21 protein-coding genes and 1 riboswitch are annotated in these 21,067 nt (G+C 72.6%); of the genes, 12 read left to right on the forward strand and 9 right to left on the reverse strand.

Features of this window, described 5'->3' with window-relative positions; translation table 11 throughout:
* Positions 1-30 precede the first annotated feature (30 nt).
* Complete coding sequence (locus M1R94_RS02495) at positions 31-690, reverse strand: YflT domain-containing protein (protein WP_249380089.1); 660 nt, start codon at positions 688-690, stop codon at positions 31-33.
* Positions 691-759: 69 nt separating this feature from the next.
* Here M1R94_RS02495 and M1R94_RS02500 point away from each other — a divergent pair, with 69 nt between their 5' ends.
* Both M1R94_RS02500 and M1R94_RS02505 read left to right on the forward strand, forming a co-directional pair.
* Positions 760-2,058, forward strand: a complete 1,299-nt coding sequence (locus tag M1R94_RS02500) for a magnesium transporter MgtE N-terminal domain-containing protein (RefSeq protein ID WP_249380090.1) — start codon at positions 760-762, stop codon at positions 2,056-2,058.
* Positions 2,051-2,578 carry a DUF1003 domain-containing protein gene (locus tag M1R94_RS02505; RefSeq protein ID WP_249380091.1) on the forward strand — a complete coding sequence of 176 codons (528 nt, stop codon included), beginning with the start codon at positions 2,051-2,053 and terminating at the stop codon, positions 2,576-2,578. Before M1R94_RS02500 ends, M1R94_RS02505 begins: the two co-directional genes overlap by 8 nt.
* Before the next feature lie 13 nt (positions 2,579-2,591).
* Here the strand turns inward: M1R94_RS02505 and M1R94_RS02510 are convergent, their stop codons facing one another.
* Positions 2,592-3,374 (reverse strand): maleylpyruvate isomerase family mycothiol-dependent enzyme, encoded by a 783-nt coding sequence (locus M1R94_RS02510; RefSeq protein ID WP_249380092.1) that lies wholly within the window; start codon positions 3,372-3,374, stop codon positions 2,592-2,594.
* A 96-nt stretch (positions 3,375-3,470) separates the two neighbouring features.
* Here M1R94_RS02510 and M1R94_RS02515 point away from each other — a divergent pair, with 96 nt between their 5' ends.
* The 8 genes from M1R94_RS02515 to M1R94_RS02550 all read left to right on the forward strand — a co-directional run bounded on the left by M1R94_RS02515 (position 3,471) and on the right by M1R94_RS02550 (position 13,299).
* A complete protein-coding gene (locus M1R94_RS02515) occupies positions 3,471-4,613 on the forward strand; it encodes an Mrp/NBP35 family ATP-binding protein (RefSeq protein ID WP_249380093.1) in 1,143 nt (380 codons plus the stop codon).
* 97 nt (positions 4,614-4,710) lie between these two features.
* Positions 4,711-5,514: a DeoR/GlpR family DNA-binding transcription regulator gene (locus M1R94_RS02520; RefSeq protein ID WP_249380094.1), complete on the forward strand. Its 804-nt coding sequence runs from the start codon at positions 4,711-4,713 to the stop codon at positions 5,512-5,514.
* Entirely contained in the window at positions 5,511-6,698 is a 1,188-nt protein-coding gene (galT, locus tag M1R94_RS02525) for a galactose-1-phosphate uridylyltransferase (RefSeq protein WP_249380095.1), read from the forward strand. Before M1R94_RS02520 ends, galT begins: the two co-directional genes overlap by 4 nt.
* Positions 6,695-7,912, forward strand: a complete 1,218-nt coding sequence (galK, locus tag M1R94_RS02530) for a galactokinase (RefSeq protein ID WP_249380096.1) — start codon at positions 6,695-6,697, stop codon at positions 7,910-7,912. Before galT ends, galK begins: the two co-directional genes overlap by 4 nt.
* 488 nt (positions 7,913-8,400) lie before the next feature.
* The gene (locus M1R94_RS02535) at positions 8,401-9,420 is read left to right on the forward strand and encodes a hypothetical protein (protein ID WP_249380097.1); all 1,020 of its coding nucleotides are present in this window, start codon (positions 8,401-8,403) and stop codon (positions 9,418-9,420) included.
* A gap of 149 nt (positions 9,421-9,569) precedes the next feature.
* Positions 9,570-11,192, forward strand: a complete 1,623-nt coding sequence (locus tag M1R94_RS02540) for an efflux RND transporter periplasmic adaptor subunit (RefSeq protein ID WP_249380098.1) — start codon at positions 9,570-9,572, stop codon at positions 11,190-11,192.
* Positions 11,192-11,932: an ABC transporter ATP-binding protein gene (locus M1R94_RS02545; protein WP_249380099.1), complete on the forward strand. Its 741-nt coding sequence runs from the start codon at positions 11,192-11,194 to the stop codon at positions 11,930-11,932. The genes M1R94_RS02540 and M1R94_RS02545 overlap by 1 nt, the downstream gene beginning before the upstream one ends.
* 125 nt (positions 11,933-12,057) lie before the next feature.
* Positions 12,058-13,299 carry an ABC transporter permease gene (locus M1R94_RS02550; RefSeq protein WP_249380100.1) on the forward strand — a complete coding sequence of 414 codons (1,242 nt, stop codon included), beginning with the start codon at positions 12,058-12,060 and terminating at the stop codon, positions 13,297-13,299.
* 30 nt (positions 13,300-13,329) lie between these two features.
* Here the strand turns inward: M1R94_RS02550 and M1R94_RS02555 are convergent, their stop codons facing one another.
* On the reverse strand, positions 13,330-13,848 hold the full coding sequence (locus tag M1R94_RS02555; RefSeq protein ID WP_249380101.1) for an ArsR/SmtB family transcription factor: 519 nt from the start codon (positions 13,846-13,848) through the stop codon (positions 13,330-13,332).
* 55 nt (positions 13,849-13,903) lie between these two features.
* Here M1R94_RS02555 and M1R94_RS02560 point away from each other — a divergent pair, with 55 nt between their 5' ends.
* Positions 13,904-15,211, forward strand: coding sequence for an MFS transporter (locus tag M1R94_RS02560; RefSeq protein ID WP_249380102.1), 1,308 nt, complete (start codon positions 13,904-13,906; stop codon positions 15,209-15,211).
* On the opposite strand, the gene M1R94_RS02565 is transcribed toward M1R94_RS02560, so the two are convergent.
* From M1R94_RS02565 to M1R94_RS02590, 6 genes are all read right to left on the reverse strand, one after another.
* Entirely contained in the window at positions 15,199-15,993 is a 795-nt protein-coding gene (locus M1R94_RS02565; RefSeq protein ID WP_249380103.1) for an exodeoxyribonuclease III, read from the reverse strand. The genes M1R94_RS02560 and M1R94_RS02565 overlap by 13 nt on opposite strands.
* A 76-nt stretch (positions 15,994-16,069) precedes the next feature.
* Positions 16,070-16,981 carry a bifunctional methylenetetrahydrofolate dehydrogenase/methenyltetrahydrofolate cyclohydrolase gene (locus tag M1R94_RS02570; RefSeq protein WP_249380282.1) on the reverse strand — a complete coding sequence of 304 codons (912 nt, stop codon included), beginning with the start codon at positions 16,979-16,981 and terminating at the stop codon, positions 16,070-16,072.
* Between the two features lie 77 nt (positions 16,982-17,058).
* Positions 17,059-18,336 carry a serine hydroxymethyltransferase gene (gene glyA / locus M1R94_RS02575; RefSeq protein WP_283252803.1) on the reverse strand — a complete coding sequence of 426 codons (1,278 nt, stop codon included), beginning with the start codon at positions 18,334-18,336 and terminating at the stop codon, positions 17,059-17,061.
* A 71-nt stretch (positions 18,337-18,407) separates the two neighbouring features.
* A riboswitch (ZMP/ZTP riboswitch) is annotated at positions 18,408-18,494 on the reverse strand.
* A gap of 22 nt (positions 18,495-18,516) precedes the next feature.
* Entirely contained in the window at positions 18,517-19,047 is a 531-nt protein-coding gene (locus tag M1R94_RS02580) for an SRPBCC family protein (RefSeq protein ID WP_249380104.1), read from the reverse strand.
* A complete protein-coding gene (locus M1R94_RS02585; protein ID WP_249380105.1) occupies positions 19,044-19,400 on the reverse strand; it encodes an ArsR/SmtB family transcription factor in 357 nt (118 codons plus the stop codon). Before M1R94_RS02585 ends, M1R94_RS02580 begins: the two co-directional genes overlap by 4 nt.
* Before the next feature lie 40 nt (positions 19,401-19,440).
* Complete coding sequence (locus M1R94_RS02590) at positions 19,441-19,965, reverse strand: GNAT family N-acetyltransferase (RefSeq protein WP_249380106.1); 525 nt, start codon at positions 19,963-19,965, stop codon at positions 19,441-19,443.
* A 189-nt stretch (positions 19,966-20,154) separates the two neighbouring features.
* Between M1R94_RS02590 and purU the strand changes: the two genes are divergently transcribed.
* Complete coding sequence (gene purU, locus M1R94_RS02595) at positions 20,155-21,045, forward strand: formyltetrahydrofolate deformylase (RefSeq protein ID WP_249380107.1); 891 nt, start codon at positions 20,155-20,157, stop codon at positions 21,043-21,045.
* Positions 21,046-21,067 lie beyond the last annotated feature (22 nt).

Genomic DNA, 21,067 nt, shown 5'->3' on the forward strand with positions numbered 1-21,067 from the left:
TGCCGCACCGACCGGGCGCGCGGCCGCGGGTCAGCCCTCGTGCTGCCGGGGTCCGCTCGCTCCGTCCGGCGAGGTCCGTCCGGTGGCCTGGTCGTGCGGGGTGGTGTGCGGGGTGGGCGAGGCGTACGGGTCCTGCCCGACGCCCGGGTCCCGCTCACCGGGGGCCGTCGAGGCCACGGGTCGGGCCGGGGTGGGCATCGGACGCCCTCCACCCAGCTCGGTGAGCAGCGTGCGGGCCCGGTGCGCGTGCTCACCCGCGCAGAGCACGGCGTACGTCGAGGCGACGATCTGGCTCGACGAGGTGAAGTCGCGCTTACCACTGGTGAACGAGTACGAGATGATCGAGAACAGGATGCCGAAGGCGGCGCCGATGGCCACGGCGGGGAAGATCGGCAGCGCTGCCTGCTCGGGGCCGGAGAACATCCACAGCAGGAGACCCACGAACAGCCCGAGCCACGCGCCCGAGGCCAGCCCCGCCAGCGCGACCCGCGAGTAGGTGAGCCGTCCGGTGACCCGCTCGACCATCCGCAGGTCGGTGCCGACGATCGTGACGTGCTGGACGGGGAACTCCTTGTCCGAGAGGTGGTCCACGGCCTTCTGCGCCTCGAGATAGGTGTCGTAGGTGGCGATCGTGTCGCCACGCGGCGGCGTCGGCACGGCAGGGACACGGGCTGACCGGTTCATGCTCATGGCACGATTGTCGCCCACGGCGCCAGCACCGGCCAGGCTTGGCGGCAGGGCGCGCACTACGCTGACCGCGTGAGCACCGTCGGAACCCGTGTCTTCGCAGCGCGCCTCGCCGGGACGGCGGTCTTCGACCCCCTCGGCGACCAGGTGGGCCGGGTGCGCGACGTCGTCGTCCTGCTGCGCTCCAAGGGTGCCCCGCGGGCAGTGGGCCTGGTCGTCGAGGTCCCGGGCCGACGACGTGTCTTCCTCCCCCTGACCCGGGTGACGAGCGTCGACGCCGGCCACGTCATCAGCACCGGGCTGGTCAACATGCGACGGTTCGAGCAGCGGGCCAGCGAGACGATGGCCATCGGCGAGCTCCTCGACCGGGAGGTCGAGCTCGTGGACGGCAGCGGGTCGGCGACCGTCGTCGACCTGGCCATGGAGCAGCAGCGCACCCGCGACTGGCTGATCACCAAGGTCTACGTGCGTCGCCAGTCCAGGAGCAAGTCCGGCCTGGGGATCCGGCGACGGGGCGAGACCCTCCTGGTGGACGTCGAGGACGTCGTGACGCTCGCGGCGGGCACCGACGTGCAGGGCGCCGAGCTGCTGCTCGCCTCCTACGAGGGGCTCAAGCCCGCGGACTTCGCCGACATCCTGCACGACATGGGCACCACCCGGCGGCTCGAGGTCGCGGCCGCGCTGCCCAACGAACGACTCGCCGACGTCCTGGAGGAGCTCCCCGAGGACGACCGCGTGGCGATCCTCACCGGCCTGGCCGCGAACCGGGCAGCGGACGTCCTGGACGCGATGCAGCCCGACGACGCCGCCGACCTGCTCAGCGAGATCCCGCAGGACCAGGCCGCCCAGCTGATCGAGCTGATGGAGCCCGAGGAGGCCCGCGACGTCCGGCGGCTGCTGGCCTACGAGGAGAACACCGCCGGCGGTCTGATGACCACCGAGCCGGTCGTGCTGCCCCCCGAGACCTCGGTGGCCGCCGCACTGGCGCACGTGCGCCGTCAGGACCTGACCCCCGCGCTGGCCTCGATGGTCTTCGTGGTGCGCCCACCGCTCGAGACACCCACCGGCAGGTTCCTGGGGGTGGTCCACATCCAGCGGCTGCTGCGGGAGGCCCCGCACGACCCGATCGGCGGGTTCATCGACGCGGAGATCGAGACGGTGACCCCTGACGCTCCCCTGGGTCAGCTGACCCGGCTGCTCGCCACGTACAACCTGCTCGCCCTGCCCGTGGTCGACGAGGAACGGCGCCTGCTGGGCGCGGTCAGCGTCGACGACGTGCTGGACCACCTGCTGCCCGACGACTGGCGGGAGTCCGACGACGAGGAGACCGACCGTGTGATGGACGAGCGGATGGAGACCGGCCGTGGATGACCGGCTCGACACCCCCAAGGACAGCCGTCGGACCTGGCGTCCTCGGTTGGACCCCGACATCATCGGCAGGGGCGCCGAGGCCTTCGCCCGCTTCATGGGCACCGGCCGTTTCCTGCTCTACATGACCGGCTTCGTGATCGTCTGGGTGATCCTCAACGCGGTGGCCCTGTGGGGTCTGCGCTGGGACCCGTACCCGTTCATCCTGCTCAACCTCTTCTTCTCGGTGCAGGCGTCCTACGCCGCCCCGCTGATCCTGCTGGCGCAGAACCGCCAGGACGACCGGGACCGGGTGAGCCTCCAGCAGGACCGGCAGCGCGCCGAGCGGTCGCTGGCCGACACCGAGTACCTGGCCCGCGAGATGGCCTCGCTGCGGATCGCGCTGGGCGAGGTCGCGACCCGCGACTTCGTCCGGTCCGAGCTGCGCAACCTGCTCGAGGACGTCGTGGCCGACCGCGCCCGCGCCGAGGGTGACGGCGGCCCCCCGGCGCGTGAGGACCGGGGCCAGCGGTACCAGGGCTGACCGGGACGCGGGATCAGCCGGTCGTCTCGGCGAGCAGGGCCCGCAGCCGGTCGAGCAGCTCCGTCGGACCGGCGACCTCGAGCCGCTGTGCGTCGCCGCGGCCCCACAGCCAGCGGTCGAGGTCCCAGGCAGCACCCGTCACGGTCAGGTCGCTCGCCCCGTCCGCGGGTTCCCCACGGTCGACCGCGGCGGCGTCCAGGTCGTGGGTCGTCCCGGTGGTCGGCGAGGTCCCCGCGAAGCGTCCCAGCCGCACGGTCCAGCGGTCGGGGTGGTTGCTGCACCGCAGCACGACGGTGGTCCCGTCGGGGGTGAACGTGCCCCAGGCGGGAACGCCGTCGAGCATGACCGTCAGCACCTCGTCCACACCGTCGGCAGCGAGGTCGACCGGGGGCGGGCGGACGGCGAGGCCTGCCGTGAGCTCGGCGTCCACCCGGTGCACCAGGGCCTCGTGCGCCTGGCGCCGCGCGACCCAGCCGACGGTGCCGCCGGCCTCGTGCCAGGACCAGCAGGGCTGCTCGGGCCGGTGCGCCTCGAGGGCGGCGAGCAGCGCGGTGCCGGCGCGGGCGGCCCCGGTGATGGGCTCGTCGGCCACGGGCTCGGGGACGTCAGGCCCCTCGAGGCCCTCGGCGACCACCCGCGACCAGGTGTGCTGCACCTCGGTGAGGTGGTGCAGCAGGTCGGCGGCGGTCCAGCCCGGGCAGGTGGGGACCGGGGTGGTCGACGGTGCGTCCGCGAGCGCCTCGAGGAAGCGTTCGGACTGCTCGCGGACGGTCATCACGTAGGCCTCGTGGTCCATGGGACCAACCTAGGTGCGGGCTGGTCGCAGCACACCGCGGAGAGCTCACGACCCCAGGGCCCAGGCGGTCCTGCACGGCGCACCTACGATGGGGGCATGCCGTCCCCCACCGTCGAGTCCGTCACCGCCGCCCTCGCCGGGGTCATCGACCCCGAGATCCGTCGCCCCATCACCGAGCTCAAGATGGTGCGGTCGGTCGACCTGACCGCCGAGGGCTCGGGGTGGGCCGTCGTGGTGGGAATCGACCTGACCACGGCGGGCTGCCCGCTCAAGGACACGATCACCCGCGAGGTCACCGAGGCCGTGCAGGCCCTCGACGAGGTCACCTCGGTCCGGGTCGAGCTGGGCGCGATGAGCGCCGAGCAGCGCGCCGAGCTCAAGTCGATGCTCCGGGGCGGGGCCGCCGAGCCGGTCATCCCGTTCGCCCAGCCCGACAACCTCACCCGGGTGTACGCGATCGCCTCGGGGAAGGGCGGCGTGGGCAAGTCCTCGGTCACGGCGAACCTCGCGGTCGCGATGGCCGCCGACGGCATCAAGGTGGGGGTGCTCGACGCCGACGTGTACGGGTTCTCGATCCCGCGCATGCTGGGTGTCTCGCAGACCCCGACCAAGGTCGACGACATGATCCTCCCGCCGGTGGCGCACGGGGTGAAGGTCATCTCGATCGGGATGTTCGTCCCGGCAGGGCAGCCCGTGGTGTGGCGAGGGCCGATGCTGCACCGGGCGCTCCAGCAGTTCCTCGCCGACGTGTTCTGGGGCGACCTCGACGTGCTGCTGCTCGACCTGCCGCCGGGGACCGGGGACATCGCGATCTCGGTCGCGCAGATGCTTCCCTCGAGCGAGCTGCTCGTGGTCACCACCCCGCAGGTCGCGGCGGCCGAGGTCGCCGAGCGCGCCGGGTCGATCGCGACCCAGACGCGCCAGCACGTGGTGGGTGTCGTGGAGAACATGTCCTGGCTCGAGCAGCCCGACGGCAGCCGGCTCGAGGTCTTCGGCTCGGGGGGCGGTCAGCGGGTCGCCGAGAACCTCTCGCGGATCACCGGGACCGACGTGCCGCTGCTCGGCCAGGTGCCGCTGGACCCCCGGCTGCGCGAGGCGGGCGACGGAGGGACCCCGGTGACCCTGACCGACCCGGACTCCGCCGCGGCGCGGGTGCTCCGCGAGGTCGCCTCGGGCCTGGTGCGCCGCTCGCGCGGGCTCGCCGGCCGATCCCTGGGGCTGTCACCCGTCTCGCACTGAGCACGTCCCCGGCACGCCACCTCTCCGACCCGTCCTGGTGGCCACCCCGGGGCTCGGGCATGTTGGAAAGTGTTGAGTTGTGGTGGATACTGTTTCCATGCTCGCGACCCAGCGCCAGGAGCTCATCCTGACCGAGATCCGTTCGCGCGGAGCGGTCCGGGTGGCCGACCTCGTGACCAGCCTGGACGTCTCGGACATGACCATCCGGCGCGACATCGCCGAGCTGGCCCGCCGCGGCCTGGTCCACCGGGTGCACGGCGGAGCGGTCGACGCCCGGCACGCGGCCCACGAACCCGGCTTCGGCGCCAAGCGCGGCCTCGCCGCGCACGAGAAGTCCGCGATCGCGGCCCACGCCCTGACCCTGGTCGAGGCCGGAGGCGCCGTCGCGCTGTCCGCCGGGACGACCACGCACCTGCTCGCCGAGCTCATCGCCGCCGACACCACGCTGCGTCCGCTCACCGTGGTGACCAACTCCCTGCCTGCCGCCGAGGCGCTGCACCGCCCCGAGGACCGTGAGCTCACCGTCGTGCTCACCGGCGGGACTCGCACCCCCTCGGACGCCCTGGTCGGGCCGGTCGCGACCGGGGCGCTGGCCACCTTGCGGGTCGACACCCTCTTCCTCGGCGTGCACGGCCTGGACCTCACCGCAGGGCTGACCACCCCCAACCTGCTCGAGGCGGAGACCGACCGCGCCCTGATCGCCGCCGCGGGGCAGACCGTGGTGCTCGCCGACCGCACCAAGTGGGGCGCGATCGGCCTGAGCCGCATCGTCGACCTGACTGCCGTCGACGTCCTGATCACCGATGACCGCCTGCCCGAGGAGGTCCGCGCCACCGTGCAGGACGTCGTCGGGCACCTGGTCGTCGTCCGTCCCGCCCACCCCACCGAGGAGCACCCGTGACCGACCTCCGGCGAACCGCCACCACCCTCGCCGACGGTCGCGAGCTGATCTACTTCGACGACTCCCCGGACCACGTCTCGGGCGCCCGGACCCGGCGGCTGGACGACCCCCGCCCGCTGCCGGACAGGTTCGCCCCGGTCGTCGGGCCCGACGGCGTCGCGCGGCCGGTGACGGGCCCCGAGATGCGACTCGACCCGCTCACCGGGGACTGGATCCCGATGGCCTCCCACCGGATGAACCGGACCTTCCTCCCGGCCGCGGACTCGTGCCCGCTGTGCCCGGCGACCCCCGGCGCCGCGTACTCCGACGGGGAGATCCCGGACACCGACTACGACGTCGCCGTCTTCGAGAACCGGTTCCCGGCGCTCATGCAGCTCCCGGGGGTCACCCTGGAGGACGGCTGGTCGGTGGACGGCGAGGCCGTGTGGCCCGCCCGACCCGCCGCCGGGCGGTGCGAGGTGGTGTGCTTCAGCTCGGACCACAGCGGCTCCTTCGCGGGCCTGACACCGCGACGTGTGCGGACGATCATCGAGGCCTGGGCCGACCGCACCACCGCGCTCAGCGACCTGCCCGGCATCGAGCAGGTCTTCTGCTTCGAGAACCGCGGCGCGGAGATCGGCGTCACCCTCCCCCACCCGCACGGTCAGATCTACGCCTTCCCCTTCGTCACCCCGCGCACCCAGGCGATGCTGCGCCAGGCCGCCGCTCACCGTGAGCGCACCGGGGGCCACCTGCTGCGCGAGGTGCTCGACGCCGAGCTGCGGGCCGGGACCCGGGTCGTGCTGGAGTCCGAGCACTGGGTGGCGTACGTCCCGGCCGCCGCCCGGTGGCCGGTCGAGGTCCACCTGGCCCCGCGTCGCGACGTGCTCGACCTTCCGGGCCTGACCGACGCCGAACGGGACGACCTGGCCACCACCTACCTCACGCTGCTGGGCCGGCTGGACAGGTTCTTCGTGGAGCCCGAGACCGGCGCACCCATCCCCCTGCCCTACATCTCGGGCTGGCACCAGGCCGTGGTCGGCGAGGGTCGCGAGCTGGGTCGCCTGCACCTGCAGATCTTCTCGGTGCTGAGGGCCCCCGGCCGGCTCAAGTACCTCGCCGGGGTCGAGTCGGGCCAGGCGGCCTGGATCAGCGACACCACCCCCGAGCGCATCGCCGCCCGTCTGCAGGAGGTCTCCGCATGAGCGTCGAGTGGATCGAGTCCTGGGACCGGGACGCCGGGGCAGCCCGGGTGGCCACGGCGTTCGCCGAGCGCTTCGGCGGTGAGCCCGACGGCCTGTGGTCCGCTCCCGGCCGGGTGAACGTGATCGGTGAGCACACCGACTACAACGGAGGGCTGTGCCTGCCGATCGCCCTTCCGCACCGCACCTACGTCGCGCTGCGCAGCCGGCCCGACGACGTCGTGCGGCTGGCCTCTGCGCAGGAGCCCGCAGCCGGCCTGCGCACGGTCCGTCTCGAGCAGGTCGGACCGGGCACGGTGCAGGGGTGGACGGCCTACGCCGTCGGCGTGGCCTGGGCGCTGCGCGCGGCCGGGCACGACGTCCGCGGGTTCGACGCGGTCGTGGACTCGTGCGTGCCGTACGGCGCAGGGCTGTCGTCCTCGGCTGCCCTCGAGTGCGCCGTGGCCGTGGCGCTGGACGAGGTGCACGGCCTGGGCCTGGCGGGCGACGACGCCGGTCGCACCCGGTTGGTCGCCGCGTGCATCCGCGCCGAGAACGAGATCGCCGGCGCCCCGACCGGAGGCATGGACCAGTCGGCCTCGCTGCGGTGCCGCGCCGGTCACGCCCTGCTCCTGGACTGCCGCGACGGGTCGACCCGCCACATCCCCCTGGACCTCGCGGCCCACGACCTCGCCCTGCTCGTCATCGACACCCGGGCCGCCCACCAGCTCGCCGACGGCCAGTACGCCGCGCGGCGCGAGACGTGCGAGCGGGCCGCGGCCCACCTGGGCCTGAGGACCCTGCGGGAGGTGGACGACCTCGAGGCGGCGCTGGCCGCGCTGACCGGCGCCGTGGACGGTGAGGGCGGTGCTGTCGCCCGCCGACGGGTACGCCACGTGGTCCGCGAGAACGCCCGCGTCGAGCTGGTCGAGCAGCTTCTCGACAGCGGCGCGGTCCAGGAGATCGGACCGGTGCTGACCGCCGCCCATGCCTCGCTGCGGGACGACTACGAGGTGAGCTGCGCCGAGCTCGACCTCGCCGTCGACACCGCGATCGCCGCGGGTGCACTGGGTGGTCGGATGGTGGGCGGGGGCTTCGGTGGCTCCGCTGTCGCCCTGGTCCGGACGGCGGACCTCTCCGCGGTGGCCACCGCTGTCGCACGCGCCTTCGACCGCCAGGGCATGACCGCCCCGGCCTTCCTGGTCGCGATCGCAGACGGACCTGCCGGGCGCGACTGACGGCCGGCGGGACCCTGCAAGCCGGCCGGGTCCCGTGACACAGGCTCGGTGAGGGGTCCGCGCCGCGGTCCGCGCCCACCGGAGGTCGCCGTGCCACCTGGAGCGTCGTGCACGACGGTGGGCGCGCGATGCCCGGTGCGGATCGTGACCGCGTCGTGACACCGTGGGAGCGCTGTCTTCGGTACGGTTTCCTCGCGCAGCCAGGACCGATCCGGGGGGACCGGCCGGCTGCGGTGAGCACGGGGGCACCGATGATCGACGCACGCGCCGGATGCCGCCCTCGGCGTGCCGATGTGCCGGGGCACCGCGACGAGGCATCGCCACGACTCCTCGCGAACGTGACACAACGTTCTGACTCCCCCGTACGTCCTCCTCCAAGGGGGGGCACCCCTCGCCGATGTCATCCCACAGGACGATCTGCGCGCCCGGCGCCGATCGCTACGTTCTCCACGAAGCCCCGCCCGCACGCCTGACCGAGAGGTTCTGTCATGACGACCACGCTCCGCACCGCCACCGCGTCAGGCGGCATGGCCCTCCTGCTGGTCCTCGCCGGCTGCTCGACGGGCGGAGGTGACGAGAGCAGCACCCCCGAGGCGGGTCCGCTCGACGCGTTCTTCGAGCAGATGTACGGCGAGTGGTCCGAGGAGGACAGCAACGCCAAGCAGAACGAGGTCGAGGAGATCACTGCCAGGTGCATGCAGGACCTCGGCTTCGAGTACACGCCCGTGGACTACTCCTCGATGAGCGGCGGGAGCTACTCCTCGGACGACCTCGACGTGGAATGGGGCAGCAAGGAGTTCGCCGAGAAGTACGGCTACGGGGCGACCACCGACCCCTGGGGCGACGCCGAGGAGCCCATGCCCGACGAGGGTGAGGGTCAGGAGTGGTTCGACCCGAACCAGGAGTACCTCGAGTCGATGTCCGAGACCGAGCAGGCGGCCTACTACGAGGCTCTCTACGGCGTCCAGACCTTCGACGAGTCCGACCCTGAGGCCGAGGTCGAGTGGGACTGGGAGCAGGCCGGCTGCAGCGGCAAGGCCCAGCACGAGGTCTGGGACACCGACGGCGGCTTCAACGACCCGCAGTTCGAGGCCCTCCAGGAGGAGATGAACACCATGTGGGAGAGCTCGATGAACGACCCCCGGGTGACCGAGCTCAACAGCAAGTGGTCGACCTGCATGGCTGACGCCGGCTACAGCGGGTTCGCCGCGGTCGGCGACGCGGAGAACTCGATCCACGAGCGGGTCAACGCGATCTACGACGGCTACGAGTGGACCGAGGACTCGACCGAAGAGGACTGGGAGGCCTTCCAGGCGACGGTGGACAGCCAGCTCGCAGAGATCACCGAGGAGGAGATCGCCACGGCCGTCGCCGACTGGGAGTGCAAGGACAAGATCCGCTACGACAAGGTCCAGCGCGACGTGAACTTCGAGTACCAGCAGGAGTTCGTCGACGCCCACAAGGCCGAGCTCGAGGCGTGGGTCGCAGCGTTCAACGAGGCCAGCTGACCGCGACACGACCCCGCGCAGCCCGACCTGCGCACTCCTGACCACGCGCCACGAGAGGCCTGTACGATGATCCGGACGTCCCCCCGCACGGCGACCGCCGTGCTGCCCGCCACGACCCCGAGGCGGGGGCGGCCGTGAAGGTCTCGACGATGACGGGCTCGACCCGCACGATCTGGATCATCGCAGCCGTCGCGGTGGTGAGCCTGATCGCGGGCATCGGACTCAGCAAGCTGATCATCTCCCCGGCCCAGGCGGCCGCGAACGCCGAGCCGCCCGAGGCCGGTCCCATCACCGTCCCCGTGGAGTCACGCGCGCTGGCCAACGACGTCACCATCCGTGGTGACGCGATCTACGAGGACCCGGTCCAGGTGACCGTCGAGACCGGCGACATCGGCGGCCCGGCGATCGTCACCGGGCAGGTCCCCGAGGTCGGGGCGACCCTCGAGGCGGGGGCGGTCATGCTCGAGATCACGGGTCGGCCGGTGATCCTGCTGCCCGGCGAGCTGCCGGTGTACCGCACGCTGCGGGCCGGGGTGTCGGGCCCCGACGTGCTCCAGCTCAAGCAGGCGCTGCTCTCCCTGGGCATCGACCCGGGTGGTGCGGAGTCCGACGCGTACGACGCCGCGGCCGCGGCGGGGGTCGCCGAGCTGTACAACCGGATCGGCTATCCCGCACCGTCGGCGAGCGAGGACGCCGGCGCCACCGTCGACAGCGCTCGCGCCGCCGTACGCTCCGCCGAGGAGCAGGTCGCCTCGTCGCAGCGTGAGCTGACCGCGGCCCGTGCCGGGGTGCAGCACTCCGAGCGGGTTCGCCTGCAGGCCGAGGTCAACAGCGCCCAGGCCCGCCTCGACCTTGCCCGACAGGCCTGCGACGCACCGGTCGAGGGACAGCTCTGCGACCCGGGTGCGGTCGTCGAGGCCGACGGCGCGCTCGCCTACGCGATCGCCGCCCGCGACGAGGGCAACGTCGCACCCGACGTGTCGTCGCAGCAGGCAGCGCTCGCCTCGGCCCAGCGAGCACTTGCCGAGGCGCAGCAGGACCTGTCCGCCGCGCAGCGCGACACCCTCACCCCACTGCCGGCCAGCGAGGTGGTCTACCTGTCCACGACACCGCGCCGGGTCGACCAGGTCACGGTGAGCCGCGGCTCGACCGTGACCGGCTCGGTGATGAGCGTCTCGGGCGCGACCCTGCAGATCGCGGGCTCGGCCTCCGACGTCGATGCCCGGCTCCTCACCGTCGGTGCCGAGGCGATCATCACGCTCCCCGGCGGCGTGGACGTCCCGGGGACCATCGAGTCCATCGGCGCGCCACCGACGACGACCTCCGGGGACGGCGGGGACGGTGGATCGGGTGGCTCCTCCGGCAGCGACTCGGGTCGCAAGCGCATCATCATCGTGCCCGGGGAGCTCACCGAGGAGCAGCGCGCTGAGCTCCAGGGCTCGAACGTGCGCGTACGGGTCCCGGTCAGCTCGACCGGCGGCGAGGTGCTCGCCGTGCCCACCGCAGCGCTCTCGGCCGGTCCCGGGGGCGAGGCTCGTGTCGAGGTTCTCGACGGCGACGGTGTCTCGACCCTCGTGACGGTCGAGACCGGGCTCGCTGCCGGCGGCTTCGTCGAGGTCACCGCGGTGGACGGCGGGAAGCTGGGCGTCGGCGACCGTGTCGTCGTGGGGATCACCCGTTCCAGCGGGGACGACGAGGACGAGGAGTCGGGTTCCTCGGACACGCAGACCGAGGAGACCGACGAGGCTGAGACCCAGGACGCGGCCGGCTGATGACCGCCGTGGACCTCTTCGAGAACCCGGCACCGCACCCGGAGCCGGATCCTGTCGACAGCCGACCGCCCGCGGTGATCGAGCTGCGCCGGCTGACCCGCTCGTTCCCCGGCGAACCGCCGGTCGAGGCCCTGCGCGACGCCGACCTGCGGATCGAGCTCGGTGAGTACGTCTCGATCATCGGCCCCTCGGGCTCGGGGAAGTCGACGCTCCTGCACATCCTGGGGCTCCTGGACCGCCCCACCTCGGGCGACTACCTGCTCGACGGGGTCGCCACCGGCACCGCCTCGGAGAAGGTCCGGGCACGGCTGCGTGGGGGCCGGATCGGGTTCGTCTTCCAGTCGTTCCACCTCCTGCCGCACCGCACGGTGCTCGACAACGTGCTGCTCGCGACCCTGTACAGCGGTGTCCCCCGTGGTGAGCGACGCGACCGGGCCCTGGCCGCGCTCGAGCGCGTGCACATGTCGCACCGTCTCGACTTCCTTCCCACGGTCCTGTCGGGTGGTGAACGTCAGCGCGTGGCGATCGCCCGTGCGGTGATCGCCTCCCCGCACGTCCTCCTGGCCGACGAGCCCACGGGCAACCTCGACACATCCAACTCGGCCGACGTGCTCGACCTGTTCGACGAGCTCCACCGTGACGGGCTGACCCTCGTGGTGATCACCCACGACGCCACGGTCTCCAGCCGCGCCGAGCGACGGGTCCGCATCTCCGACGGCACGCTCACCGAGGTGGCCTGATGGTGCGGTGGCCGAAGGTGCGGCGCCGCTCCGGACGACCACCTCGGGACCCGCGTCCGGCGCGCTCGCGCCGTGCCAGGTGGCTGCACCTCCCGGCGCGGCTGAGGCGATCGGGGACCCCGCCCGTGCCCGTCCTCGCCGGGGGCGGTGCACTGGACCGGTTCGGCATCCGCGACCTCGTGGCCGAGTCCGCGCACGGGATCGGGGCGCGTCCCGGGCGGCTCGTGCTGACGATCGTCGGCACCGTGCTCGGCATCGGCTCGCTGGTGGTGACCATCGGGCTGGCCCAGACCGCCGCCGGTCAGATCGCCCGCCAGTTCGACGCGGTGGCCGCGACGCAGGTCCTCGTGCAGCCCACGACGAGCCGGACGCAGGGTGGTGAGCGTGCGATCGGGCGGATCCCCTGGGACGTCGAGGACAGGATGGTGCGTCTGGCCGGGATCGAGGCCGTCGGCGCGGTCGGCAGCGTCAACACCAACAACGCCCGGATCACCGCGGTGCCGGTCAACGACCCCTCGGCGGCCGCGGCCGTCGCCCCGCAGGTGCTCGCCACCACACCGGGCCTCCTCGAGGCGGTGCGCGGCACCGTCGTGACCGGTCGCTACTTCGACGCCGGGCACGACGCGCGTGCCGACCGGATCGTCGTGCTGGGTGCCCGCGCGGCCCAGCGGCTCGGCGTCCACCGGGTGGACCGGCAGCCCTCGATCTTCATCGGCGAGCGGTCGTACACGGTGATCGGCGTGATCGACGGTGTCCAGCGTCGCGGAGACCTGCTCGACGCCGTGATCCTGCCCGTGGGCACCGCCCGGGCCGACTTCGGCATGACCCAGCTCGAGCAGGCCCACGCGACGATCGCCGTCGGCGCCGGGTCGGTGGTGGGTGAGCAGACGCCCTGGGCACTGGACCCCTCGCGCCCGGAGACCTTCGAGGTGCAGGTCCCGCCGAGCGGCTCCCAGGTCCAGCAGAACGTCCAGGCCGACATCAACTCGATCTTCCTGGCCCTGGGCGCGGTGGCGCTCCTGGTCGGTGGACTCGGTATCGCGAACGTCACCCTGCTCTCGGTCATGGAGCGGGTGGGCGAGATCGGCCTGCGTCGTGCGCTGGGTGCGACACGGACGAACATCGGGAGCCAGTTCCTGGTTGAGTCCGTGGTCATCGGTCTGCTGGGCGGCCTGATCGGTGCCGCGCTGGGGGTGCTGGTCGTGGTCGGGGTCTCGTTCGGCAAGGAGTGGACGCCGATCCTGGACAACGCCGTCGTGGCCGGCGCGGCGCTGCTGGGCGGGGTCATCGGCCTGGGTGCGGGAACCTACCCCGCACTCAAGGCCGCTGCGATCGAGCCGATCACCGCGCTGCGCGGCGGCACCTGAGCCCTACCTGCCCGGCTGCGGGCCGGTCGCTCACCGGGGACGGCGGCCGACGTCCTCGTGCATCGCGTAGAAGATCGAGTAGGGCGTCGCTGCGAGGTCGACCGGGCGGTCGGCGAGCTCCTGGAAGAGCTCACCGATCCGGCGGTCCAGCTCGGCCACGGCCGGCGCGTCCAGGCGCACTCCCAACCGCACCGTACGGACGCCGGCCGGGTCCGCCTCGGCGACCTCGGCCACGAAGGTGTCGATCAGCACCTGGCCCATGGTCGGGCCGCCCGGGGTGCGCCAGGACTTGCGGGTGGCGAGGTAGGGCACCTCGCGGGCTCCCCGGGTCCCCCGCCGTTCGGGCTGGGCGGCCAGGAAACCGCGCTCGGCCAGCGTGCGGACGTGGTGGTAGGTGGTGGCCGGGTCGCGGCCCAGCCGGTCGGCGATCTCCTTGTTGGTCAGCGCCTCGTCGAGGCACAGCCGCAGGATCCGGATCCGCACCACCGAGGCCAGCGCCCGCGCGTCGGCCTCGAGGGTCGCGTCGTCGGTCGCCTCGTCGTCGTCCATACTCGATCCTACCCACTGATTGACATCTCCCAATCAGTCACGTCATGATCCGTCCATGAGCACCACCTCCGTCACGCGACGCCGGTCGCTGGTGCACCACCGCAACTTCCGCCAGCTCTGGGTCGGCGACGCCCTCGGCCAGTTCGGCGCGCAGCTCACCGGGCTCGCCCTGCCCGTCTTCGCCGTGACCCACCTCGACGCCACTGCCTGGCAGATGGGGGTGCTCAACGCCGCCGAGACCGCGGCCTTCCTGGTGATCGGCCTCCCGGCGGGCGCCTGGGTCGACCGGATGCGCAAGCGCCGCACACTGATCGTCGCCGACCTCGTCCGTGCCGCGGTGCTGACGGTCGTGGTGGTCGCCGCGCTCACGGGCCACGCGTCGATGCCGCTGCTCTACGTCGCGGGCCTGCTCATCAGTGCAGGAACGGTCTTCTTCGACGTCGCCCACCAGAGCTACGTCCCGGGCCTGGTCGGCCTGGACCGGATCGTCGAGGGCAACTCCAAGCTCCAGGCCACGCACTCGGTCGCGATGGTGGCCGCGCCCGCGGTGGGTGGGGCGCTGCTGCGGGTGATCAGTGCGCCCGCCCTCATCGCTGTCACGGTCGTCACCTACCTGCTCTCGGCCGCTGCCGTCGGACGCATCGACAAGCCCGAGACCCTGCCGCGACGCGAGGACCGTCGCCCGCTGCGCACCGAGATCGCCGAGGGCCTGCAGTTCGTGGTCCGCCAGCCGCTGCTCCGGCGCATCGTGGCATGCACCTCGATCGGCAACCTGTTCAACGCCGTCGCGAGTGCGCTGACCGTGATCTTCGCCCTGCGGGTGCTCGGGCTCGACGAGGCCGGGCTCGGTCTGGTGTTCTCCGCCTCGGCGATCGGTGGGCTCGTCGGCGCCGTGTCGGCCGACCGGGCCGCCCGGTGGGTCGGTGAGGGGCGGATCATCGTGCTCTCGGCGCTCGCCATGGGACCGGCCTTCACATTGAGCCCGTTGGCCCTGCCTCTCGCCGACCTCGGCGTCCCTCCCGAGGTGCCGCTGGTCGCCGGCGGAGCCCTGTTCAGCTTCGCCGTCGTGGTCTACAACGTGGCCCAGGTGAGCTTCCGGCAGCGGCTGTGCCCGCCTGCTCTGCTCGGACGGATGAACGCCTCGGTGCGGTTCATCGTCTGGGGCACCGTGCCGCTCGGCGGCCTGCTGGGAGGGCTCCTCGGGACGCAGCTGGGGATCGTGCCCACCCTGTGGGTCGCCGCCGCCGGGACGGCCCTCGCGGCACTGCCCGTGCTGCTGTCACCGCTCAGGACGATGCGCGACCTCGCCGTGCCCGACCACATCGTGCCCGACCAGACCGCGCCGACCGCTCAGACCTCGTAGGTCACCACGACCGGCGCATGGTCGCTCCAGCGCTCCTCGTAGGTCGGCGCCCGGTCCACCTCGACCGTGCGGGCCACCTCGGCCAGAGCCGGGCTCGCCAGCTGGTAGTCGATGCGCCACCCGGCATCGTTCGCGTAGGACTGCCCGCGCCAGGACCACCAGGTGTACGGCCCCGGTCCCTCGCCGCCGAACCGACGCCCCAGGTCCACCCAGCCGCCGGCGAACCACCGGTCGAGGTAGGCACGCTCCTCGGGGAGGAAGCCCGCGGCCTTGAGGTTGCCCTTCCAGTTCTTGATGTCGGCGTTGCGGTGGGCGATGTTCACGTCCCCGGCCACGACGACCCTGCCGCCCCCGGCGCGCAGCTCGGCCAGCCGTGCGGTCACCAGGTCCAGGAACAGGTACTTCTCGGCCATCGACGGCGTGCCGACCGTCCCCGAGTGGATGTACGTCGAGACGACGGTCAGCGGCTCGCCGTCGGGCAGCTCGAGGTCCGCCTCGACCCACCGACCGGTGTTGACCGGGACGCCCTGGTCCAGCCCGATGCGGATCGCGCTCATCGGCAGGCGGGAGGCGATCGCGACACCGGCACGCCCCTTGATCTCGCACGCGGCGTGGGCGAGGTCCCACAGGTCGGGCGACAGGAAGTCGCCCACCATCTCCTGCGGCGCCCGGACCTCCTGCAGCAGCAGGACGTCGGGCTTGCGCTCGTCGAGCCAGTCCCCCATCCCCCGGCGGAAGGCGGCACGGATGCCGTTGACGTTGGCGGTCGCGATGGTCAGCACCAGGACATCCAACCTCACACCACCGACATGCCCGACATCCTCGCGACCGGTCGACGACGCAGACCGCGCCGCCTCCTCAGCGCAGCGCGGCCTCGGCCGAGTCGACCACGTTGGCCAGGAGCATCGCGCGGGTCATCGGACCCACCCCACCCGGGTTGGGCGAGATCCACCCGGCGACCTCACGGACCCCGGGGTCGACGTCACCGACGAGCCGGGCCCGTCCGGTGGACTCGTCCACGCTCCGCGAGACCCCGACGTCGAGCACGACCGCACCGGGCTTGACGTCCTCCGCCCGGACGATCCCCGGCACCCCCGCGGCCGCCACGATCACGTCGGCGGTGCGCAGGTGGGCGAGCAGGTCACGCGTCCCGGTGTGGGTCAGCGTCACCGTCGCGTTGTGCTCCCGGCGGGTCAGCAGCAGCCCGATGCTGCGCCCGACCGTGGTCCCTCGACCCAGCACCACGACGTGGGCGCCGTTGACGCTCAGCCCGTACCGCCCCAGCAGCTCGAGGATGCCTCGCGGGGTGCAGGGCAGGGGTGAGTCGATCGGCTCGTTGACCCGCAGCACGAGCCGACCGAGGTTGGTGGGGTGCAGGCCGTCGGCGTCCTTGCGCGGGTCGATGCGCTCGAGCACCGCGTTGACGTCGATGCCCCGGGGCAGCGGGAGCTGGACGATGTAGCCCGTGCACGCCGGGTCGGCGTTGAGCCGGTCGATCGCCGCCTCGACGTCGGCCTGGGTCGCGTCGGCCGGCAGGTCCTCACGGATCGAGGCGATCCCCACCTCCGCGCAGTCGCGGTGCTTGCCGCCCACGTAGGCGCGCGAGCCGGGGTCGTCACCGACCAGGACCGTGCCGAGCCCGGGGACCACGCCCTGCTCACGCAGCGCGGCCACCCGCACCGCGAGCTCGGCCTTGATCGCAGCCGCCGTCGCCTTGCCGTCCAGGACCTGCGCGGTACCGGTCGGGCTCGCCGTCTCGGCCGTGCCCACGGCGCCGTCGGGCAGGGCCTCGTCGGTCGCCACCGGTGCCGCGGCGTCGGTCAGGCCGGCGCCCTCGTCGCTCGCCGTCACTGCTGCAGACCCGGGTAGAGCGGGAAGCCGTCGGTCAGGGTGCGCACCCGTGCGGCCAACGCGTCGACGTCGGCCCCCTGACCCTGGACCAGGGCCGTGGCGATGATGTCGGCGACCTCACGGAACTCGGGGTCACCGAACCCGCGGGTGGCCAGGGCGGGGGTGCCGATGCGCAGGCCCGAGGTGACGCGCGGGGGGCGCGGGTCGAAGGGCACCGAGTTGCGGTTCACCGTGATCCCGGCCGCGTGCAGCAGGTCCTCGGCCTGCTGACCGTCCAGGGCCGAGCTGCGCAGGTCGACCAGCACCAGGTGCACGTCAGTGCCACCGGTGAGCACCGAGGCGCCGGCCGCGGCGACGTCCGGGGCTGCCAGGCGTTCGGCGATGATCCGGGCGCCGTCGATGGTGCGCTGCTGCCGCTCGCGGAACCCCTCGGTCGAGGCGATCTTGAAGGCCACCGCCTTGGCCGCGATGACGTGCATCAGCGGCCCGCCCTGCTGGCCCGGGAACACCGCCGAGTCGATCTTCTTGGCGAGCGCCTCACGGGTCAGGATGAATCCCGAGCGGGGGCCGCCGATGGTCTTGTGGACCGTCGAGGAGACGACGTCGGCATGCGGCACCGGGGTCGGGTGCAGGCCCGCGGCGACCAGGCCGGCGAAGTGCGCCATGTCCACCCACAGCGAGGCGCCGACCTCCTGCGCGATCGAGGCGAAGGCCTCGAAGTCGAGCTGGCGCGAGTAGGCCGACCATCCGGCGATCAGCACCCGGGGGCGGTGCTCGAGCGCTGCGGCACGCACCACGTCCATGTCCACCAGGTAGGTCTGCGGGTCGACCCCGTACGCGGCGACGTCGTAGAGCTTGCCCGAGAAGTTGAGCTTCATGCCGTGGGTGAGGTGCCCACCGTGGGCGAGCTCGAGACCGAGGATCTTGTCCCCCGCGCTGGCCAGCGCGTGCAGGACGGCGGCGTTGGCCTGCGCCCCCGAGTGCGGCTGGACGTTGGCGTGGTCGGCACCGAACAGCGCGACGGCCCGCGAGCGGGCGAGCTCCTCGGCGACGTCGACCTGCTCGCAGCCGCCGTAGTACCGCTTGCCCGGGTACCCCTCGGCGTACTTGTTGGTCAGCACCGAGCCCTGGGCCTGCAGGATCGCGCGCGGCACGAAGTTCTCGCTCGCGATCATCTCGAGGGTCCCGCGCTGGCGGTCCAGCTCGCCGTCCAGGACGGCGGCGATCTCCGGGTCCAGCTCGGACAGGGACTGGTTCATGACATCGGAGCTCATGCTTCTCCTCGCCTCAGCAGTGCATGTGGGGATCCCGGGATCGGTCCGGGCACACACACGTGGTGTGGTGACCGAAGGGCCCAGGCGTACGACCCGAAGTCTGCTGCTGCGTCGCTCCCCGGTGGTGACCCACCCGTTCGCCAGTTGCGACGGGCCCAGCCTAGCAACCGCGGCGCGGGGTCAGGTCGTCGACCCGGTCGTGGCTGCCAGACGGGCGGACCACACGGGCCGCAGCGCCTCGTACCGCGCCTCCCAGGTCACCCCCGCGGGGCGGTCCGGGTCGACCTGCGACGACGCCCCGACAGGCAGCGACTCGTCGAGCTGCTCGAGATAGGCCTGCCATCCCGGTGCGTACCCCGTCTGGGCGATCCCGTCGTGCTGGAGCACCAGGAGCGCCCCCTCGGGGTGCTCGGTGACCGTGACGGTGACCGTGCTCGGCGCGACCCCCTCGTACTCCCAGGTCGTGACGTAGCGGTGCGGCGGGTCGCACTCGGTCACCGTGCCCGAGCAGTAGACCGATCCGTCCGTCTCGTGCGCGTCCCAGCGTCCGCCGAGGCGCAGGTCACCGGTGTAGGTGGTCATCCACCGGGCGAGGCGCGCGGGCTCGGTCACCGCGCTCCAGACGTCGGGGACGGTGGTCGCGTAGACCCGGTCGAAGGTGAGGTCGACGAGCTCGCCGCGGCGGGCGACGGAGCCGAAGGTCGTGGTCATGTGCGGTCTCCTCCTGGGTCGGTCGTGCTCGGGCGTTCGTGCACGCCCCGGGCGATCTCGGTGTCGAGCGCGTCCAGCCGCTGCGCCCACAGGGACCGGTACCGGTCCACCACGGACTCCAGGTCCTCGATCACCGCCCGGTCCAGGCTGTAGATGCGGCGTGGGCCGTCGGCGCGGCGGGTGACCGTGCCGGCGTCACGCAGCACCCGCAGGTGGCGGGCGACCGCGGGCTGGCTGATCCCGAACTCCGCCTCGACGACTGCCGAGACCTCACCGGCAGGCCGGTCGCCCGCGGCGAGGATCTCGACGAGCCGCCGTCGGACCGGGTCGCCGAGGACGTCGAGTGCGTGCACCCGAGGAGCGTATAACCAAACGCTTATACGCGGTAGTCCCTCAGCCGGTGGGGTCGGTGGCCCCGACGACGCCGTCCAGGTCCAGGTCGCCACCGCCGAGGAACTTGCGCAGGTAGGCATAGGTCAGGTCACCCGCCGTCTGGTCGTGCTGGTGGGTGTAGCCGTGCTTCTCGTACAGCGCCAGGTTGTGCACCGAGTCGCGGCCGGTGAAGACCCAGACCTCAGAGGTGTCCTCGGGCAGGTACGGCAGGATCGCGAGCAGCAGCTGGGTGCCGATCCCCTGCCCCTGCAGGTCGGGGGCGACAGCGAGCCTGCCGAGGGTCGCCTTCTGCCCCTCGAGGAGCACCCTGATCGACCCGACCAGACGGTGCCCTGCCCACCCGCCCAGGGTGATCACCCCGTCGGTGGCCAGGTCGGCACGCAGCTCGGCGAGGGTCTGGGTGAGCGGAGGGATGCTCGGATCGCCGTAGACCTGGGCCTCGGTCACGAAGGCCGCCCGGCGCAGCGTGAGGAGCTCACCTGCGTCCTCGGCGGTGACGGGCCGGATGCTGACCTCGGTGCTCATGCCCTCATGGTGGCACCCCGCCCGTCCCGGTCGCACCCGAGGCTCCCCTGACGAGACACCACCCTGATCCCTCCCAACCCCACCCGCCGCGGAGTCGTGTGAGGTTTCGGTCGCGATGCGCAGCGCCAACCTCACCCGATCGCGACGGCGAGGCGCGGGTGCGCCGCTCGGCTCGGCTAGCGTGTGCGCGTGAACAACGCCGGGCAGCACACCACCTCGAGCCCCGCAGGACCGACGCCCACCCACTGGGTGCTCAGCCTGTCCTGCCCCGACCGCCCGGGCATCGTCCACGCCGTGGCCGGCCTGCTCGCCGAGCACGGCGGCAACATCACCGAGTCCCAGCAGTTCGGCGACCCGCTCAGCGGGCTGTTCTTCATGCGGGTCCAGGTCGAGTCGACGGTCTCGGGCGAGGAGCTCAGCGCGGCCATGGCCGAGCTCGCCGACCAGTTCTCGATGACGTGGAGCCTGGACGTGGCCGGTCGGCCGATGCGCACCGTGGTCATGGTCTCCACGGCCGCCCACTGCCTGCACGACCTGCTCTTCCGCCAGCAGTCCGAGAAGCTGCCCGTCGAGATCGTGGCGGTCGTGTCCAACCACACCGACCTGGCCGGGGTCGCCGGGTTCTACGGGATCCCCTTCCACCACGTGCCGGTCACCCGCGACACCAAGCCGCAGGCCGAGGCCCGGCTGCTCGAGCTCGTGGACGAGCTCGACGTCGAGCTCGTCGTGCTCGCGCGGTACATGCAGATCATCTCCGACCCGCTGTGCCGCGAGCTCAGCGGGCGGATGATCAACATCCACCACTCGTTCCTGCCCAGCTTCAAGGGGGCGCGCCCCTACGCCCAGGCCCACGACCGCGGGGTCAAGCTCATCGGGGCCACCGCGCACTACGTCACCGGCGACCTGGACGAGGGACCGATCATCGAGCAGGACGTCGAACGGGTCGACCACAGCCGCACCGTCGAGGACCTCGTGGCCCTCGGGCAGGACGTCGAGCGTCGGGCGCTGGCCCGGGCCGTGCGCTGGCACGCCGAGCACCGCGTGCTGCTCGACGGCCACCGCACCATCGTCTTCCGCTGAGGCGGCCGTCCTCCGCTGAGAC

Source organism: Actinotalea alkalitolerans (genome assembly GCF_023369855.1).
In the GTDB taxonomy this organism is placed as follows: domain Bacteria; phylum Actinomycetota; class Actinomycetes; order Actinomycetales; family Cellulomonadaceae; genus Actinotalea.

Bases quoted from the DNA above. Each gene is read 5' to 3' on its own strand.
- M1R94_RS02540 (WP_249380098.1), top strand. From the start codon at position 9,570: ATGACGGGCTCGACCCGCACGATCTGGATCATCGCAGCCGTCGCGGTG.
- glyA (WP_283252803.1), bottom strand. From the start codon at position 18,336: ATGAGCTCCGATGTCATGAACCAGTCCCTGTCCGAGCTGGACCCGGAG.
- galK (WP_249380096.1), top strand. From the start codon at position 6,695: ATGAGCGTCGAGTGGATCGAGTCCTGGGACCGGGACGCCGGGGCAGCC.
- M1R94_RS02545 (WP_249380099.1), top strand. From the start codon at position 11,192: ATGACCGCCGTGGACCTCTTCGAGAACCCGGCACCGCACCCGGAGCCG.
- M1R94_RS02535 (WP_249380097.1), top strand. From the start codon at position 8,401: ATGACGACCACGCTCCGCACCGCCACCGCGTCAGGCGGCATGGCCCTC.
- M1R94_RS02580 (WP_249380104.1), bottom strand. From the start codon at position 19,047: ATGACCACGACCTTCGGCTCCGTCGCCCGCCGCGGCGAGCTCGTCGAC.
- M1R94_RS02515 (WP_249380093.1), top strand. From the start codon at position 3,471: ATGCCGTCCCCCACCGTCGAGTCCGTCACCGCCGCCCTCGCCGGGGTC.
- M1R94_RS02590 (WP_249380106.1), bottom strand. From the start codon at position 19,965: ATGAGCACCGAGGTCAGCATCCGGCCCGTCACCGCCGAGGACGCAGGT.
- M1R94_RS02555 (WP_249380101.1), bottom strand. From the start codon at position 13,848: ATGGACGACGACGAGGCGACCGACGACGCGACCCTCGAGGCCGACGCG.
- M1R94_RS02520 (WP_249380094.1), top strand. From the start codon at position 4,711: ATGCTCGCGACCCAGCGCCAGGAGCTCATCCTGACCGAGATCCGTTCG.
- M1R94_RS02510 (WP_249380092.1), bottom strand. From the start codon at position 3,374: ATGGACCACGAGGCCTACGTGATGACCGTCCGCGAGCAGTCCGAACGC.
- M1R94_RS02495 (WP_249380089.1), bottom strand. From the start codon at position 690: ATGAGCATGAACCGGTCAGCCCGTGTCCCTGCCGTGCCGACGCCGCCG.
- M1R94_RS02560 (WP_249380102.1), top strand. From the start codon at position 13,904: ATGAGCACCACCTCCGTCACGCGACGCCGGTCGCTGGTGCACCACCGC.